General features: G+C 62.8%; 13 protein-coding genes. 5 read left to right on the top strand and 8 right to left on the bottom strand.

Annotated features, from left to right (window positions below; translation table 11 throughout):
- Positions 1–88: 88 nt before the first annotated feature.
- From KIO76_RS03555 to KIO76_RS03530, 6 genes are all read right to left on the bottom strand, one after another.
- A complete protein-coding gene (locus KIO76_RS03555) occupies positions 89–1,588 on the bottom strand; it encodes a phosphomannomutase/phosphoglucomutase (RefSeq protein WP_213321497.1) in 1,500 nt (499 codons plus the stop codon).
- 414 nt (positions 1,589–2,002) lie between these two features.
- Entirely contained in the window at positions 2,003–3,652 is a 1,650-nt protein-coding gene (locus KIO76_RS03550; RefSeq protein ID WP_213321496.1) for an ABC transporter ATP-binding protein, read from the bottom strand.
- Positions 3,653–3,662: 10 nt separating this feature from the next.
- The gene (locus tag KIO76_RS03545; RefSeq protein ID WP_213321495.1) at positions 3,663–4,835 is read right to left on the bottom strand and encodes an ABC transporter permease; all 1,173 of its coding nucleotides are present in this window, start codon (positions 4,833–4,835) and stop codon (positions 3,663–3,665) included.
- A gap of 1 nt (position 4,836) precedes the next feature.
- Entirely contained in the window at positions 4,837–5,937 is a 1,101-nt protein-coding gene (locus KIO76_RS03540) for a microcin C ABC transporter permease YejB (protein WP_213321494.1), read from the bottom strand.
- Positions 5,938–6,002: 65 nt separating this feature from the next.
- A complete protein-coding gene (locus KIO76_RS03535) occupies positions 6,003–7,901 on the bottom strand; it encodes an extracellular solute-binding protein (protein ID WP_249729466.1) in 1,899 nt (632 codons plus the stop codon).
- Positions 7,898–9,760, bottom strand: a complete 1,863-nt coding sequence (locus tag KIO76_RS03530; RefSeq protein WP_213321493.1) for an extracellular solute-binding protein — start codon at positions 9,758–9,760, stop codon at positions 7,898–7,900. Before KIO76_RS03530 ends, KIO76_RS03535 begins: the two co-directional genes overlap by 4 nt.
- A 351-nt stretch (positions 9,761–10,111) precedes the next feature.
- Between KIO76_RS03530 and KIO76_RS03525 the strand changes: the two genes are divergently transcribed.
- Together KIO76_RS03525 and KIO76_RS03520 are read left to right on the top strand one after the other, a co-directional pair.
- The gene (locus tag KIO76_RS03525) at positions 10,112–11,299 is read left to right on the top strand and encodes a pyridoxal phosphate-dependent aminotransferase (RefSeq protein WP_213321492.1); all 1,188 of its coding nucleotides are present in this window, start codon (positions 10,112–10,114) and stop codon (positions 11,297–11,299) included.
- A 153-nt stretch (positions 11,300–11,452) separates the two neighbouring features.
- Entirely contained in the window at positions 11,453–12,541 is a 1,089-nt protein-coding gene (locus KIO76_RS03520) for an AbrB family transcriptional regulator (protein WP_213321491.1), read from the top strand.
- Between the two features lie 28 nt (positions 12,542–12,569).
- Here the strand turns inward: KIO76_RS03520 and KIO76_RS03515 are convergent, their stop codons facing one another.
- Together KIO76_RS03515 and KIO76_RS03510 are read right to left on the bottom strand one after the other, a co-directional pair.
- A complete protein-coding gene (locus tag KIO76_RS03515; RefSeq protein ID WP_213321490.1) occupies positions 12,570–13,322 on the bottom strand; it encodes a fumarylacetoacetate hydrolase family protein in 753 nt (250 codons plus the stop codon).
- 111 nt (positions 13,323–13,433) lie between these two features.
- Positions 13,434–14,045, bottom strand: a complete 612-nt coding sequence (locus tag KIO76_RS03510; RefSeq protein WP_213321489.1) for a cupin domain-containing protein — start codon at positions 14,043–14,045, stop codon at positions 13,434–13,436.
- A 285-nt stretch (positions 14,046–14,330) separates the two neighbouring features.
- Here KIO76_RS03510 and KIO76_RS31310 point away from each other — a divergent pair, with 285 nt between their 5' ends.
- From KIO76_RS31310 to KIO76_RS03500, 3 genes are all read left to right on the top strand, one after another.
- Positions 14,331–14,465 carry a hypothetical protein gene (locus KIO76_RS31310; RefSeq protein ID WP_283771403.1) on the top strand — a complete coding sequence of 45 codons (135 nt, stop codon included), beginning with the start codon at positions 14,331–14,333 and terminating at the stop codon, positions 14,463–14,465.
- A gap of 267 nt (positions 14,466–14,732) precedes the next feature.
- Positions 14,733–14,936 carry a Thivi_2564 family membrane protein gene (locus KIO76_RS03505; RefSeq protein WP_213321488.1) on the top strand — a complete coding sequence of 68 codons (204 nt, stop codon included), beginning with the start codon at positions 14,733–14,735 and terminating at the stop codon, positions 14,934–14,936.
- Positions 14,937–15,014: 78 nt separating this feature from the next.
- Positions 15,015–16,274, top strand: a complete 1,260-nt coding sequence (locus KIO76_RS03500) for an adenylate/guanylate cyclase domain-containing protein (RefSeq protein ID WP_249729465.1) — start codon at positions 15,015–15,017, stop codon at positions 16,272–16,274.
- Positions 16,275–16,296: the final 22 nt, after the last annotated feature.

The following is a 16,296-nucleotide window of genomic DNA, read 5'->3' as shown; positions in this document are numbered from 1 at the left end:
CCGGAAAGCGGCGCAACATGCGGCTTTCCGGCTCTTGGTGCGGGGGCTGGCTGACTTTCCGCCGGTGCGGCCTTGTCAGGCCGGTCGGTCAGAATGTCTGGTTGTAGGCGCCAACCTCCGGATTCTCACGCAGAACGTCGTCGATCGCCTTGAACATCTCGCGCGTGCGCGCTTCCGAGACCGGGCTCTCGATGACGACGACGAGCTCCGGCTTGTTGGAGGAGGCGCGCACCAGGCCCCAGGTGCCATCCTCGGAGACGACGCGTACGCCGTTGACCGTGATGAGGTCGCGGATCGACTGGCCGGCGACGCTCTCGCCAGCCGCATGCATGGCCTGGAAGCGCTTCACGACGCGGTCGACCACCTCGTATTTCACCTCGTCGGCGCAATGCGGCGCCATCGTCGGCGTGCCCCACGTCTTCGGCACCTCGCGGTAGAGCTCGGCCATGGTCTTGCCGGGGTTGCGGTCGAGCATGTCGCAGACGGCAAGCGCGGTGACCAAGCCGTCGTCATAGCCGCGTCCGACCGGCGCGTTGAAGAAGAAATGGCCGGATTTCTCGAAGCCGGCGAGCGCGTTGAGATCGCGCACGCGACGCTTGATGTAGCTGTGGCCGGTTTTCCAGTAGTCAGCCTTCACGCCGTTCTTGATGAGAACGGGGTCGGTCACGAACAGGCCGGTGGACTTCACGTCGACCACGAAGGTGGAGCCCGGATGCAGCGTCGAGAGGTCACGCGCCAGCATCACGCCGATCTTGTCGGCGAAGATTTCCTCGCCCTCGTTGTCGACCACGCCGCAGCGGTCGCCGTCGCCGTCGAAGCCGAGGGCGACATCGGCGCCGACCTCGCGCACCTTCTCCGCCATGGCATGAAGCATCTTCATGTCTTCGGGGTTCGGGTTGTAGCGCGGGAAGGAGTGGTCGAGCTCGGTGTCGAGCGGGATGACCTCGCAGCCGATCGCCTCGAGGATCTGCGGCGCGAAGGCGCCGGCCGTGCCGTTGCCGCAGGCGGCGATGACCTTGAGGCGGCGCTTGAGCTTCGGCCGGTTAGTGAGGTCGGCGATGTAGCGCGCCGGGAAGTTCTCGATGAACTCGTAGCCGCCGCCGTCACGGGTCTTGACGTTGCCGGAAAGGACGATTTCCTTCAGCCGCCCCATCTCGTCGGGGCCGAAGGTCACAGGGCGCTGGGCACCCATCTTCACGCCGGTCCAGCCGTTGTCGTTGTGCGAGGCGGTGACCATGGCGACCGCCGGCACGTCGAGATCGAACTGGGCGAAATAGGCCATCGGCGACATGGCGAGGCCGATGTCCTTGACCTTGATGCCGGCTGCCATCAGGCCCGAGATGAGGGCGTATTTGATAGAGGAGGAATAGCCGCGGAAGTCGTGCCCGGTGACGATCTCCGGCTTGGTGCCGAGTTCGTGCAGCAAGGTGCCGAGGCCGATGCCCAGCGCCTGCACCCCCATGAGGTTGATTTCCTTCTGGAACAACCAGCGCGCGTCGTATTCGCGGAAGCCCGTGGGCTTCACCAGCGGCAGCGACTCGTAGTCATAGGTGTTGGGCGTGAGGGACGTCTGGGGCTTTGGAAACATGGGCACCACTTGTTGTTACAGCTAGAAACGCGAACGTTCATCGCATGATGGACCATACGCGCGGATGCGTATTTGGCAAAGCCATGATGAACGTCGCCTTTAACATCGCGATGAAAGGGGCGATTTCATGCCCGGCCGGGCGGCCGCGTCATCGCACTGCGAGCTAACCACCCGGCGCATCGGAATGGCAGGGACGGCCGTGATGTAGAGCGAACCTCGATGGTCATCCCGGGGCGTTGCGTAGCAACGAGCCCGGGATCCGTGAACACGGGTCTTCCATGGAATACGCGTCGTGTTCATGGATCCCGGACAGCGGCTTTGCCGCTTCCGGGATGACCAGAGTGGAGCTGGCCCGGGCCGAGGCATGTGCCGGACTTCGAGCATCCGGCTCTGCTCGGAATGCCTCGCGGTATCTTACTCTCGCACCGTGCCGTCGCTGGCCGTGTCGAGCGCGAAGGCGGCGGCGAACAGGGCCTTGGTGTAGTCCTCGCGTGGATTGGCGAAGAGGCTTTGTGCGTCGCCCTGCTCGACGACCACTCCGTTTCGCATGACAATGACAGAGGAGGCGAGCGCCCGCACGACCTTGAGGTCGTGGCTGATAAAGAGATATGCGAGTTTCTTGGCATCCTGGAGGGCGCGCAGAAGATCGACGATCTGCGCTTGCACCGACATGTCGAGCGCCGAGGTCGGTTCGTCGAGCACGATGAAGCGTGGCTCGAGCGCCATCGCGCGCGCGATGGCGATGCGCTGGCGCTGCCCCCCCGAGAATTCATGCGGGTAGCGGTCCATCGTCGCTGGATCAAGCCCGACATCGATGAGGGCTCGGGCCACGACCTCACGACGATCCTCATAGGTGAGGCCGCGCTTCTGCACGAGGAGGCCTTCCTCAACGATCTCCGCAACAGAGAGGCGTGGAGACAAAGAGCCGTAGGGGTCCTGGAACACCACCTGCATGTCGCGGCGCAGCGGTTTCACGGCGCTGGAGGACAGTCCGTCGATGCGGTTGCCAAGAAAAACGATGGGGCCTTCGGACCGGATGAGACGTAGCAATGCGAGGCCGAGCGTGGTCTTGCCCGAGCCGGATTCACCGACCACGCCAACCGTTTCCCCCTCGCGCACGGTCAGCGAAATGCCGTCCACCGCTTTCACATAGCCTGTCGTTCGGCGCAGGAACCCCTGCTTGATGGGGAACCAGACCTTCACCGGGCCAGCTTCGACGACAATCGGCGCGGCGGGATCGGCCGCGTGCGGCTCTCCCTTGGGTTCCGCAGCGAGAAGTTTCTTCGTATAGGGATGTTGCGGCCGGTCGAAAATCTCGTCGACAGACCCCGCCTCGACGATTTGGCCGCCGTTCATCACGCAGACCCGGTCGGCGATCTTGCGGACGATGCCGAGGTCGTGGGTGATGAACAGCATCGCCATGCCGAGCCGGCTTTTGAGGTCGGCCAGAAGCTTGAGGATCTGCGCCTGCACGGTCACGTCGAGCGCGGTCGTCGGCTCGTCGGCGATGAAGAGGTCGGGCTCGTTGGCGAGCGCCATGGCGATCATGACGCGCTGGCGCTGGCCGCCCGAGAGCTGGTGTGGATAAGCGTCGAGGCGGCTTTCCGCGTCGCGGATGCCGACGAGTTCGAGCAGTTCGAGGATGCGCCTGCGGGCCGCCTGGCCGCTTAGCCCCTTGTGCAGCCGCAGAATCTCACCAATCTGCCGCTGGATGGTGTGGAGCGGATTGAGCGACGTCATCGGCTCCTGAAACACCATGGTGATGTCGTTGCCGCGCACCTGCCTCAGCTCGTCCTCGTCCAGCGCCATGAGGTCGCGTCCCTTGAAGAGGATGCGGCCGGATGGGTGACTGGCAGCGGGATAGGCGAGGAGCTTGAGGATCGAGAGGGCCGATACCGACTTGCCGGAGCCCGACTCGCCGACGAGCGCGAGCGTCTCGCCCGGTGCGATCGCGAAGGACACATGGTCCACCGCCAGCGTCTCCTTGCCGTCTTGCCGGAAGGCGACCGACAGATCCTCGACGGAGAGCAGCGCTGGCTTGGCGGGTGGGGTGTTGGCTGTCATCACGGCGGCCTCACGCATAGGTCTTGCGCGGGTCGAAGGCGTCGCGCACCGCCTCGCCGATGAAGATCAGCAGCGACAGCATGAAGGCGATGACGAAGAAGCCGGACAGGCCAAGCCATGGGGCCTGCACATTGGCCTTGCCCTGGTTCAGGAGTTCACCCAGCGACGGCGATCCCGGTGGCAGGCCGAAACCGAGGAAATCGAGCGAGGTCAGCGTCGTGATGGAGCCGTTGAGGATGAAGGGCAGGAAAGTCAGGGTCGCCACCATCGCATTCGGCAAGAGATGCTTGAACATGATGGTGATGTTGGAAAGCCCCAGCGCGCGCGCCGCCCGCACATACTCGAAATTGCGCGCACGCAGGAATTCCGCGCGCACGACGCCCACGAGCGCCACCCACGAGAACAGCAGCAATATGCCGAGCAGCACGAAGAAGCCGGGCGTGATGACGGCGGAGATGATGATCAGCAGGTAGAGCGAGGGTATCGAGTTCCAGATCTCGATGATGCGTTGGAGGATGAGGTCCGTCCAGCCGCCGAAATAGCCCTGCACAGCCCCGGCGACAATTCCGACGACGGATGAGATTATGGCAAGCGCCAGCCCGAACAGAACGGACAAGCGGAATCCGTAGATGACGCGGGCGAGCACATCACGACCTTGGTCGTCCGTCCCGAGCCAGTTCCACTCGATGTCCCAGCAGCTGTTGCCGCCGGTTCGCTCCGCGATGGGACGGCATTGGGCGTCCGTGAGCATCCAGGTGGGCGGTGAGGGGGCGGGCACCGGCAGGTCGAGATTGTGCGTGGAATAGGAGAAGCGGATGGGCGGCCAGATCATCCAGCCGTTTGCCTTGATTTCGTCTGCGATGATCGGCGCGCGATAATCAGTCTGCGCCAGGAACCCGCCGAACTTCTCTTCCGGATAGTCGACGAAGACCGGGAACAGAAGTTCGCCCTTGTAGAAGGCGATGATGGGCCGGTCGTTCGCGATGAACTCCGCGAACAGCGTGACCACGAACACGATCGCGAAGATCCAGAACGACCAATAGCCGCGACGGTTGGCTTTGAAATTGGCAAGCCGTCTCCGGTTGAGCGGCGTGAGATTGATAAGGCCGCTGCGTGGGGGCAGCGGCGGGGCAAGGCGCTGCGGCGATGCCGGCACGTCGCGGGGAAGGGCGGCCTCGGTCATCTCACACCTCCCGCGTTTCGAAGTCGATGCGCGGGTCGATCCACGTGTAGGTGAGGTCGGATATGAGGTTCACCACGAGGCCGAGGAGGGAGAAGATGAAGAGGTTGGCGAACACGACAGGATAGTCGCGGTTGACGATGGACTCGAAGGACAGGAGACCGAGCCCATCGAGCGAGAAGATGGTCTCGATCAGAAGCGAGCCTGCGAAGAAGGCGGAGATGAAGGCCCCGGGAAATCCGGCGATAACGATCAGCATGGCATTCCGGAAGACATGGCCATACAGCACCTGTCGCTCGGTCAGCCCCTTCATGCGTGCTGTCAAAACGTACTGCTTGCGGATTTCATCGAGGAAGGAGTTTTTTGTGAGCAGGGTGGAGGTCGCGAAGGCGCCAAGCGCCATTGCCGTGATTGGCAGCGCGATGTGCCAGAAATAATCGAGAATCCGCTCCGGCCAGCTGAGGCTCGACCAGTTCTCGGAAACGAGCCCCTGCAAAGGGAAGATCTGCCAGAACGAGCCGCCGGCAAATAGCACGATGAGCAGGATGGCGAACAGAAAGCTCGGGATGGCATAGCCGATGATGACGACCACGGAGGTCCAGACATCGAAGCGTGAGCCATCCTTGACGGCCTTGGATATCCCGAGCGGGATGGAGATCGCGTAGGACAGGATTGTCATCCAGAGCCCGAGCGTGATCGAGACGGGCAGTTTTTCCTTGATGAGATCAATGACGGGGACGTCGCGGAAGTAGCTCTTGCCGAAATCGAAGGTCGCGTAGTCGCGCAGCATCTTCAGGAAACGTTCGTGAGCAGGCTTGTCGAAGCCGAACTGCTTTTCAAGCTGGGCGATGAAAGCCGGGTCCAATCCTTGTGCGCCGCGATAGTTGGAGGCGCCGCCGCCTCCAGCGCTCCCACCCTGGCTGCCGAAATCTCCTCCGCCGCCGCCGATGCGGGAGAGCGCGCCCGCGTCCGTGCCCTGCAACTGAGCGAGGATCCGCTCGACCGGGCCGCCAGGAGCGAATTGCACGAGAATGAATGAGATCAGCATGATTCCGAGAATCGTCGGGATCATGAGAAGGATGCGGCGGGCGATATAAGCCAGCATTCAGCCCGGGACCTTTACCATTGCCGCGGATGACTGGAGCTGCTGACCTGTCGCTGTCATTGCCCTTATCCCTTCAATCCGATTCGCTTGGCCTTCTCCTCGTCATACCACCATGTGCCGGGCGCGCCTGTAGAATGTTTCGGCATAGTCGCCGGACGAGAAAAGACGTCCCAATAGGCGAGCCATCGCTCCGAGCGGTACCACATGGGTATCCAGTACCGACCGGCGCGCAACACGCGGTCCAGCGCCCTGCATGCGACCTTGAGGTCATCCCGGGTTTCCGCCTTGCTGATGACCTCGATGAGGTGATCAACCGCCGGGTTTGCGATGCCGCTGAGGTTCCGCGAGCCTGGCGTGCGCGCCGCGTCTGAACCGTAGACGACACGCATCGAATCCCCGGGTGTCAGGCTGCCGGCCAGGGCGCCCGAGACGATGTCGAAATCGAAGTCATTCGTGCGCCGGCTGTACTGCGAGGCGTCCACGATCCGGGAGCGGGCGTTGATGCCGAGCCTCTTGAGATTGGCCTGAAAGGGTTGGGTGTGCGGCTGCAGGGTGGGCGAGAAATCGAGAAATTCAATCTCGAACGGCTTGCCATTGGGCAAACGCAGAACGCCGCCCTCACGCTTGCAGCCTGCTTCGCGCAGAAGCTGGTCGGCCCGGCGCAAGAGATTCCGATCTGAGCCGGAGCCGTCCGATACGGGTGGCGTGAACGGTTCGCCGAAGACATCCGCCGGCAGCTTATCGCGGAAAGGCTCGAGCAGAGCGATTTCCTCCGGCGTGGGTAGTCCGTGGGCCATGTTGGCCGAGTTCTGGAAATAGGAGGTCAGTCGCTTGTAGGACGAGAACATGATGTTGGCATTCGTCCATTCGAAATCGAATGCCAGTCCCAGCGCCTCGCGAATCCGCGGATCGGCGAACATCTCGCGCCTGAGGTTGAAGTGCCACCCCTGAGTCGGGATCGCCGCGCCGCTTTCGATCTGCTCGCGTTTGACCCGGCCTTGCCTGAAGGCGGGGAAATCATAGCCGATCGCCCAAATGCGCGCCGTGTATTCCTCGTTGAAGTTGTAGGTCCCGGCCTTGAACCCCTCGAAGGCCACTTCGCGATCGCGGAAATAGTCATATCGAATGCGGTCGAAATTGTTCTGCCCGACATTCACGGGCAAATCCTTGCCCCAGTAGTCAGGGACCCGCTGCAATTCGATAAAGCGCCCCGGCTCGAAGCGCCCCACGCGATAAGGCCCAGAGCCGAGGGGAGCTTCCAGCGTCGCGGCCTCGAAGTCACGGGTCTCCCAGTAAGTTTTGGAGAAGACAGGCAGGGTCGCAATGATGAGATGCAGGTCCCGATTGCGCCGGGCAGAGAGACGGACCACCACGGTATAATCGTCGGCGGCTTTCACCTCCTCCAGGTCGGTAAGCACGGCGCTAAACGTCGGGTGCCCCTTTTCCTTGAGGACCGTGAGGGAGAAGGCCACGTCATGCGCCGTGACGGGCGTGCCGTCGTGGAATCGCGCTTCACGCCGCAGAACAAAGCTATAGGTCCGCTTATCCGCCGAAACATGAACGGAATGGGCGAGCAGGCCGTACAACGCGTCGGGCTCGTCCTGGCTCACGGCCATCAGGGTGTCGAACGTGTCCGGTAGGCCGGCAGCACCGTCTCCCTTCAGCACATAGACATTCAATGTATTGAAGGTGTCGAAGGACTGGTTGCCGGTGCTCTGCTTGATCTGCAGCGAGAGCGTGCCGCCGTTCGGCGCGTTCGGGTTCACATAGGCAAAATGCTTGAAATCGGGCGGGTACAGCAGGTCCCCGAAAGACGAAAGCCCGTGGCGGGTCACCTCACCGGCGTCCGCCGCTCCATCCACCTTTGCCTGGCCGAGCACGGGACGGGCGGCAAGCACGCCTCCGGCCAAGACTGCCCCCGCCTGAATGAGGCCGCGCCGCGTGGGTTGGAAGCGTTTGCTCAAGGGATTCTCCCCGACGTGCTGGTATCGCTGGAAGAGGTGGCAGCCTTCGACCACCAGACCGTCGGGAAGGCGGCTCCGCCGAAATAGGGCATGGTCTTGGGATGATCAAAGCGATCCCAGCGCGCTGTCAGCTCCTTCATAAAGTAGTAGTGGGGAACCACATAAGCGCTCCAAAGCAATACGCGATCGAGGGCATGTGTCGCCGCGAGCAGTTCCTCGCGGGTCTTGGCGAAGATGATCCGCTCGATCAGCGCATCGACGGCGGGGTTCTGTATACCGGCAAGATTGTAGGACCCGGGCTGGTCGGCTGATCGCGAGCCCCAGAAATCCCGCTGCTCGTTGCCCGGCGAGAGCGATTGCGGGAACAGCGTGGCCGTCGCGTCAAAATCGAAGGTGCGCAGGCGGTTCTGGTACTGAGCTGCGTCGACGACCCGCAGGCTCACCCCGATGCCGAGACGTTCCAGCGCGGCCTTGTAGGGCGCCGCCCAGCGCTCCATGGTCTGGTCGTAGCCGAGGATCTCGACCGTCAACTGGGCCCCTGTCTTCGCGTTGACCAGCCGGGTACCCTTCAGCTCATAGCCTGCCTCGCGGAGCAGGCCGAGTGCCGTGCGCAGGTTGTTGCGTGTCGCCTCGGCGTTGCCGCCGACCGGATTGGCATAGGGCGTCGTGAAAACCTCCGGGGGCACCTTGTCCTTGACTTCATTGAGGATTTCCAGTTCGCGGCCCTGCGGTAGGCCGCTCGAGGCAAGCTCGGTGCCAAAAAAGAACGAGTTGATACGCTCATAACGGTCGAAGAAGATCGTGCGGTTGAGCTCCTCGAAGTCGAAAGCGTAGTTGAAGGCCCGCCTGACCCGAATGTCCTGAAATTTCTCCCGGCGGAGGTTGAAGACCATCCCCTGCATTATGCCGAGATTGCGAATGGGGAATTCCTCGCGGATGATGCGACCGTCGCGGGCGGCCGGAAAATCATAGGCGGTCATCCAGTTGCGAATGACGTTCTCGCGGCGCCAGTCGATGCGGTCGCCCTTGAAGGCTTCAAACAGCACGGTCGCGTCACGGAAATAATCGTAGCGGATTTCGCCGAAATTGTTCGTGCCCTTGTTCACGGGCAGGTCTTTGGCCCAGTAATCCGGCACTTGCTCGTAGACCGCATAGCGTCCCGCCTCGAAGCTCTTCAGCCGGTAGGGGCCGGAACCAAGCGGCGGTTCCAGCGACGTTGCGGTGATGTCGCGCGCAGCGCCATTGGCGGTCTTGCCTCTCCACCAGTGCTTCGGCAGCACGGGCAACTGGCCGACAATCAGCGGCAATTCGCGATTTCCCTTCTCGTCGAAGGTGAATGTGACCTCGCGGTCTCCCGTGGCCTCGGCCTTCGCCACATTGCGCCAGTAAGCCATGTGCATCGGGCTCGTGACCTTCAGGGTCTCGAACGAGAAGATGACGTCCTCGGGGGTGATGGGCGTGCCGTCGTGGAAGCGAGCCTGGGGTCTCAGGCGGAAAGTGACCGAGGAGAAGTCGTCGGGATAGCTCAGACTTTCCGCCACGAGGCCATATTCGGAGCTGATCTCGTCGAGGCTCGACGTCATTAAGGTGTCGTATATGCGGCTGATGCCGGTCTCGAGCTCACCCTTCATGCCGGCAATGGCGAGGTTGAAGTTGTCGAAGCCGCCGATAGAGCCAAGACGGAGGGTTCCCCCCTGCGGCGCAGCAGGATTGACGTAGTCGAAATGCGCGAAATCCGGCGGGTACTTGGGTTCACCCACGAGCGACAGTCCGTGCCGCCAGGTTGTCTGGGCTGATGCCACTGGCAGCGGTGCGAGCAACGCGGCGAGACAGGCGATAACGACGAGGCGAAACTGCAATCAACCACTCCGTTTCCAGGTCTGTGTGCGCGGGACGAATATCATGCGCCGAAGCAGGCCGGTGGCGCACTATGGCGCTTCCCAGGCGTGCCGCCAACCTTCACGAGGTTGCTGGGAGAGATACCGCCCTGCTCCCGCGCGCCAAAGTTGCGCGCCCTGCGCCCACGATCATGGATTTTGCGCCGATGTTGCATGGATCAGGTGGCGTCGACGAGGTGATTGATCACAAAAGTCAGTCAATTGATCGCGAGATTTGATGGTTCCTGGCGGCCGATCCGCGCTAAGAGCTGGGCGTGGAGTGCGCTTCCGTCGTGCCGGACGGCGCAGGAATAGAGGCGATTGATCGCAGCCATGACCGAAACGGACAGCCTGAGTTCCTCTCTTCGACGCGAGGCCTTGGAGGCCCCGATCAGCGGCATCGTTGATGTCTTCAATTACGGGCGCCATCGAGAGGGACTGATTCCGCTTTGGGTTGGCGAAGGGGACTTGCCCACACCGTCCTTCATCTCCGACGCGGCCGTAGCCTCGCTGGCCGCCGGCGAGACCTTCTACACGTATCAGCGCGGGCTGCCGGAGCTGCGCGAGGCGATCGCGCGCTATATCGGGCGCCTTTATGGCCGCACGGTTTCACCGGAGCGCTTCTTCGTGACCAGCGGTGGTATGCACGCGCTGCAGGTTGCCTTCCGGATGGTGTCCGGGGCCGGTGACGAGGTCATCGTGCCGACGCCCGCCTGGCCGAATTTCGTTGCCGGCGTCGGCATCTCCGGCGCGCGACCCGTCGAGGTGCCGATGACCTACACCGACGAGGGCTGGCTTCTCGACGTTGATCGGATCGCCGCCGCCATCACGCCGTCGACAAAGGCCATCGTGATCAACTCGCCGTCCAATCCGACGAGTTGGATGGCGACGCCCGAGGACATTGCGGCGGTCCTTTCTCTGGCACGTCGTCATGGGCTGTGGATAATCGCCGATGAGATCTACGGGCGCTTCGTTTATGACGGGCCCGCACCGGCTCCGTCTTTCCACGATGTCATCGATGACGAAGACCGCGTCATCTTCGTGCAGACGATGTCGAAGAACTGGGCGATGACAGGCTGGCGCGTCGGCTGGCTGGAAGCCAACCCCCGCCTTGGCCAGACCATCGAAAACCTGATCCAGTATTCTTCATCAGGTACCGCCGCCTTCATGCAGCGAGCGGCCGTCGCTGCGCTGGACCAAGGCGAGGCTTTCGTCGCCGAACAGTTTGAACGTGCCAGGATAGGCCGAACGATTGTCTCGCAAGGGCTGGCGGCGACGAATCGTGTTCGCTTCGCACCGGCGCAAGGCGCCTTTTATCTCTTCTTCTCGGTTGACGGCGTCACCGACAGCGCGCGCTTTGCAAGGGTCCTCGTCGACGAGGCAGCCGTGGGGCTGGCACCGGGAACGACGTTCGGCGCCGGAGGCGAAGCGTTCTTCCGCCTTTGCTTCGCGCGCAAGGTATCGGATCTCGAGGAGGCGACCCGCCGCCTCGCTTCCGCCCTCATGCGTCTCGCACCTTGAACTTTCCTTCCGACGGAGCAGGGCAGCGGCTGCGGCTCATGCATGGCCCGCGAGTGCGGGTTGCGCCATGAGCGTTTGACGGCCGGCCGGAGAACGCGCGATAGGTCTTTCATCCCTTCGCGCGGCTTCGAACGCGCTTGTCATTGAGGTGGCATGACCCGCTCCGGCTCCATTCTTCTGGCATCCGCGCGTCAAGTAGCGCAGATCGCCTTTGCCGCAGCCGGGGGATTGCTGTTTCTTGTGCTCGGCGTTCCGGCCGCCTGGGTCGCCGGGCCGGTTACGGCTGTCGCTCTCCTGTGCCTTACTCGCCGTTCCGTGCCGATGGCACGGCCTCTGGTCGAGATTGGCTTTCTGCTCGCCGGTTTCACCATGGGCGCAACCGCGACGCCTGAGGCCCTCAGCGCGTTGGCGCGCTATCCGGTTAGCCTTCTGCTTCTCACTTTATCGGTTCTCGGCGTTCTGCTGCTGACGTCGCTCTGGCTCAAGCGGAGCTCTGGATGGACGTTGGCCGACGCGGTTCTCGGCTCAGCGCCGGGGGCGCTTTCGACGGTGATGGCGGTGGCGGCGGATCGCGGTGGGAATGTCGGATTGATTGCGGTCGTACAATCCTTCCGCCTGTTCGTGCTTGTGCTGATCCTGCCGATGATCATCGTGCTAACGGGCGGCGCGACGGAGGTGCCTCAGGCTGGCGAAGTTCTGGCGCCGTTGCCATTCGCCGTGATCATGGCGCTGTCCTTCTTGCTTTCACTCGTGTTGCAACGTCTGAAGATCGCCGCGCCGATGCTGCTTGGAGCGCTCGTCGTCAGCCTTTTGGCACATGGTCTTGGTCTCGTGCAGGGCCGGTTACCCGTGTCGCTCTACACGTTGTCCCTGGTCCTGGTGGGGGCCTTTGTCGGGTCCCGCTTCGCGACGGTCAATCGGCAGGCCCTAATAGCAGCCTTCCCGGCAGCAGTCGGATCCTTCGTGGTCTCCTTTGCCATCGCACTCGGTTTTGCCCTGGTCTCGTGGCAACTAGCTGACGTGACCTTTGCCGCGGCCATCATCGCCTTTGCCCCCGGGGGGCTTGAGGTCATGACGGTGCTGGCGCTTCTTCTCGGGCTTGACCCGATCTTTGTCGGTGCCCATCACCTCGCACGCTTCATCCTGGTCGCGCTTCTCCTGCCGATCATCATCGCGACGATCCACCGTATGGAAGGCCGGCGGCTCAAGAATGCCTACGCGGCCGGCGACGAGCCCCAGTAGAGCCCAATCGCCGGCCGGAACCGCCGGCTCAGACTTTCACGAGTTTGGTAGCCAGGGGGCCAAGGACAGTGATGGCCGCGATGCTGCTTGGCACGGGCACTGCAGGAGCTCCGTTCAAAGTTCCGGTGGTGATGAACTGGCCCTTGCGGAGACCGCCGCAATGGCTCGGCGGGGCTGCGAGCAGCGCGCGCAACGGTGCGGCCGGATCTACCTGTGGATGGGCGATTGTCTTGTCCCAGATCGTCTCGCCGTCCTGCATGATGGTGAGATGCATCGCCTGCAGGTCGGGCGCATCGGCGCGAGGACTTGATGCCGCCAGGTAGTAGCCGCCGTTGGCGAGGCCGTCCGCGAGCATAGACAGGAAAGGTTGGGCCGTGCGGTCCCGGTAGCGCGACTGGATGAGCTCCATTCCAAGCGCGATTTGCGAGACTATGCTCTCGGCCTCGGCAACCGGCGTTGCTGCAGGAACATCCGCATCGAGGATATAGGCGATTTCCACCTCGATGGCGCATGGCGTGTGGCCGCGCACGGGAAGTTCAGGACCTCCATGGCGGCTCACCCGCGCCATGATCGGGGCGCATATTGATTGGCCGCCCGCGTCGAAGCCGGCCTTCCAGCCGACGATGTCCGAATCGAGCAGCTGTACCACCCGCTCCTGCACCGCATAAGCTTCCGCTTGCGAGGCGACGAGGCCGGGCGGCAGGCTCTCGACGGCGGTGCCGGTCCGATGGGCCTCCACGAGTATGGCGGCGGCGTCCTCAATGCGATCCGATGAGCTCATTCTGAAATGCCTTGATCTTGTGGTCGTGTGGGCCGAAGCCTTATGGGCGCCGGCGGTCGCGGGCTGGATGGCCCTGGAGCGCGCAACTGAAAGTCAAGCTGACGCCACGGGTCAAGCGATGGAGGGTGTATCACTGCCGGGGAAGGTCTCTTTCAGAGCTTCGTCCAGTAGCGCCTCGCGGTGGCGCAGGGCTTCACGCAGCGGACCACTGGGCGGTCCCGCGCTCGCCATGAAATCCATCATGATGTCGCGCATCGCGGGATAACGCCGGCTCAAGCTCTCGAAATCGCCAAGCTCGACGTCTGGCGGCTCAACGCCGATCCATTCGGACGAGCCCAGAAGGGCGAAACCTTTCGTGTGTTCGAGCCGTGACATATGAAAGGTGCCGCCGGGAATGAGAAGCTGCGGCCGCATGCCCGCCTCGAGATCTGGCCCGACGATCCGCACTTCTCCGGTGCCATCGGGATAGAGCAGGAGAACGTGGAGCGGATCGCCGAGGTAATGGTGGTAGATCTGATCGCTGCGGATGCGGTGCATCACGATATGCGCATCGGCAGTGACCATGAAATACAGCGCCGAACCGACGGCCCTTGCGCCTTCATAGCCCTCAGGCAAGGATGCGGTCGGCAGGCTATGGCGGCTGCGATAGGTTTCCTGGACATAGCCGCAGGTTGGGTGGCGCTTCAGGCCCAGGGTGGCCATAATTGCACTGGCTGTCGTCATGATCCGCGTTGGCCCCGCTCTCCCGGCATCGCGCGGCGATGTTCAGCGCGCATGTCGTCTATTCGTTCTGCATGTCGGTCAGGCGTAGTGGAATTGGCATCACAGACGCCGCCGTCCACCTCGCCAAATGATCAACGTCCCTCTATCATCGACCGGTGTCGGGAGGAGGTCAACGCGTCCGCGGCTTCGCGCAAGGGAGATCAATGGCTGAGAGGCGTTGCGTAGGAATGTGGAACAGAAGCGCTGCCTTGTCGTTTTTATGAGGGTGGCGCAAGGGATCGAGCTATGAATACCATCATCTATCTGGTCGGCGCGGCGGTGATCAATCTCGCTGCAATCGCGCTTCTCGCTTTCGCAATAAAACGCCCTGAACCCAAGCCGGCTCTGGCGCGCGTACGCCGAAGCGCAAGGCGTCTTTGACCTTCCACCATCCCCAGAGGGTAGCGCGCGACGCGTTCGGACCCTTTGTCCATCAACGCGCTGGATGCATATGTCACGCTGAGAATTTTCGGCCAGACAGTGTGGGCTGAACCACGATTCGCTTTGCCGATCCGTTGGCTATCCAGGTGATCGTCGACCGGCATTTGAGACGCGCTGAACTTGTATCCCCGGCTTCAAGCGCGGAAGGCAAAGACAGAGGTATACCGCCCGCCTCTGAACGGAAACGCCGAGTTGCAAGGGAGCTCCATGATCATCACCGTTCTGACGCATGCGATCGTAACAATCCTGATCTGCGGGCTCGTTATCTGGCTCATCCAGTTCCTACCGTTCGACGGCCGCGTGAAGATGATCGTCCGGGTGGTCGTTATCGTGCTTGGGCTCGTCTCCATCGTTCGCTCGCTGGATCTGCTGGCGATTTCCACCCCACCCTCGACAAAGATCACCGAGTAGGAGACACGCGCGCCCCCTTTCCGGCGGTGGTCCTTCCGCCTAGTGTGGCGGCTAAAGAACCTTGGTGGGGAGGGTTCCATGGCGACCGTATCCGTCACTGAGCTCGCACAACTGACGGGCTGTGCCGTGGGTGACATCGCCAGCCTTGTCGAGCTGGGAATCGTCAGTCCATCGCATGGATCTTTCGCGAGAGCTGATATCAGTCGGGTGCGACTTTCGCTCGCCCTGCGCGACGCGGGGCTCGACCTTCATGTGCTGGCGAGGGCGATCGCGGACGACCTGCTGTCTCTGGATTTCGCCGGTCAGCTAATGTTCGACCCGGTCTCGCTCTCCGCACGAGGGAGCGAGGACCTGCTGGCCTCGTTGGATCTCGATGCGGCCAGCGCCACGCGCCTCCGCAGCGCCGTTGGTCTTCCTGCCCTGCGGCCGGACCAGCCGCTGCGCGAGGACGACATCGAGTTGATGTCGCTCATCGCAGCAGCGCGGGCTTTTGGCCTCAGTGACGATGCGCTCGCGCGTGTCCTGCGCATTTTCGGGCAATCGGTGCGGCGCAGTGTCGAGACGATGCGCGATCTCTTTCGTGGTGAAGTCGAGGAGCGCATGCTGGCTTCCGGGATCTCGCGCCGCGCCATGCTGGAACGTGGCGCGGACATGCGTCTGCAATTGCAGCGGTTGGGGTTCCGGGCGCTCTTTCTGCTGCAACGGCGCATGCTGGAAGAGGCTGTCTTCGATAATGTCGTTATGCGTGTGCAGGAGATCCTCAGCGAGGCTGGCCTCGGTGAAGCCCTCAACCGCAAGCCGCCGACGGTCGCTTTCATCGACCTCTCAGGGTTCACCGCACTGACCCAGGTCATGGGTGATGAGCATGCGGCGGACTATGCGTCCCGTCTCGAAGCCTTGGCCCAGGACACGGTTTCGAAGCACGGCGGACGGCTTGTAAAGGCGCTTGGCGACGGGGTCATGCTGCTCTTCCCGGACGCCCGGCCGGCGCTGGAGGCGAGTTTCGCGATATCGAACCGCTGTGCTGGAGATGGCCTGCCCATGGTGCGCGCGGGCCTTGCCACGGGACCGGTGGTTCCACGCGACGGCGACATCTTTGGCGCTACGGTTAATCTGGCTGCCCGCATCGTCGCACAGGTCGATGCGGCGCAGGCCGCTCGGTCCAGCCCGGGACTGGTGCTCGTCTGCTCGGATACGCGAGACGCGATCGTGGCGGCCTGGCCGGAGGCCTTCGTTTTTCATCCGCGTCCGCCAGTGGTGTTGAAGGGTGTCGAAAGGCCGGTCGTTCTCCATGCGGCCTCGCCGCGGCGCTTGCCGGAGACGACTGCTGGCGCTTAGAGCACGTTCGTCTGTTATCGAT

The organism is Chelatococcus sp. YT9, assembly GCF_018398315.1.
Taxonomy (GTDB): domain Bacteria; phylum Pseudomonadota; class Alphaproteobacteria; order Rhizobiales; family Beijerinckiaceae; genus Chelatococcus.
Note: the sequence above shows the minus strand (reverse complement) of the source record. Positions and strands in the feature narration are given on the sequence as shown.

Coding starts and splice junctions, on each gene's coding strand:
- KIO76_RS03510 (WP_213321489.1), bottom strand. CDS start 14,045: ATGACGACAGCCAGTGCAATTATGGCCACCCTGGGCCTGAAGCGCCAC.
- KIO76_RS03500 (WP_249729465.1), top strand. CDS start 15,015: ATGGCGACCGTATCCGTCACTGAGCTCGCACAACTGACGGGCTGTGCC.
- KIO76_RS03550 (WP_213321496.1), bottom strand. CDS start 3,652: ATGACAGCCAACACCCCACCCGCCAAGCCAGCGCTGCTCTCCGTCGAG.
- KIO76_RS03520 (WP_213321491.1), top strand. CDS start 11,453: ATGACCCGCTCCGGCTCCATTCTTCTGGCATCCGCGCGTCAAGTAGCG.
- KIO76_RS03505 (WP_213321488.1), top strand. CDS start 14,733: ATGATCATCACCGTTCTGACGCATGCGATCGTAACAATCCTGATCTGC.
- KIO76_RS03515 (WP_213321490.1), bottom strand. CDS start 13,322: ATGAGCTCATCGGATCGCATTGAGGACGCCGCCGCCATACTCGTGGAG.
- KIO76_RS03555 (WP_213321497.1), bottom strand. CDS start 1,588: ATGTTTCCAAAGCCCCAGACGTCCCTCACGCCCAACACCTATGACTAC.
- KIO76_RS03545 (WP_213321495.1), bottom strand. CDS start 4,835: ATGACCGAGGCCGCCCTTCCCCGCGACGTGCCGGCATCGCCGCAGCGC.
- KIO76_RS31310 (WP_283771403.1), top strand. CDS start 14,331: ATGAATACCATCATCTATCTGGTCGGCGCGGCGGTGATCAATCTCGCT.
- KIO76_RS03525 (WP_213321492.1), top strand. CDS start 10,112: ATGACCGAAACGGACAGCCTGAGTTCCTCTCTTCGACGCGAGGCCTTG.
- KIO76_RS03540 (WP_213321494.1), bottom strand. CDS start 5,937: ATGCTGGCTTATATCGCCCGCCGCATCCTTCTCATGATCCCGACGATT.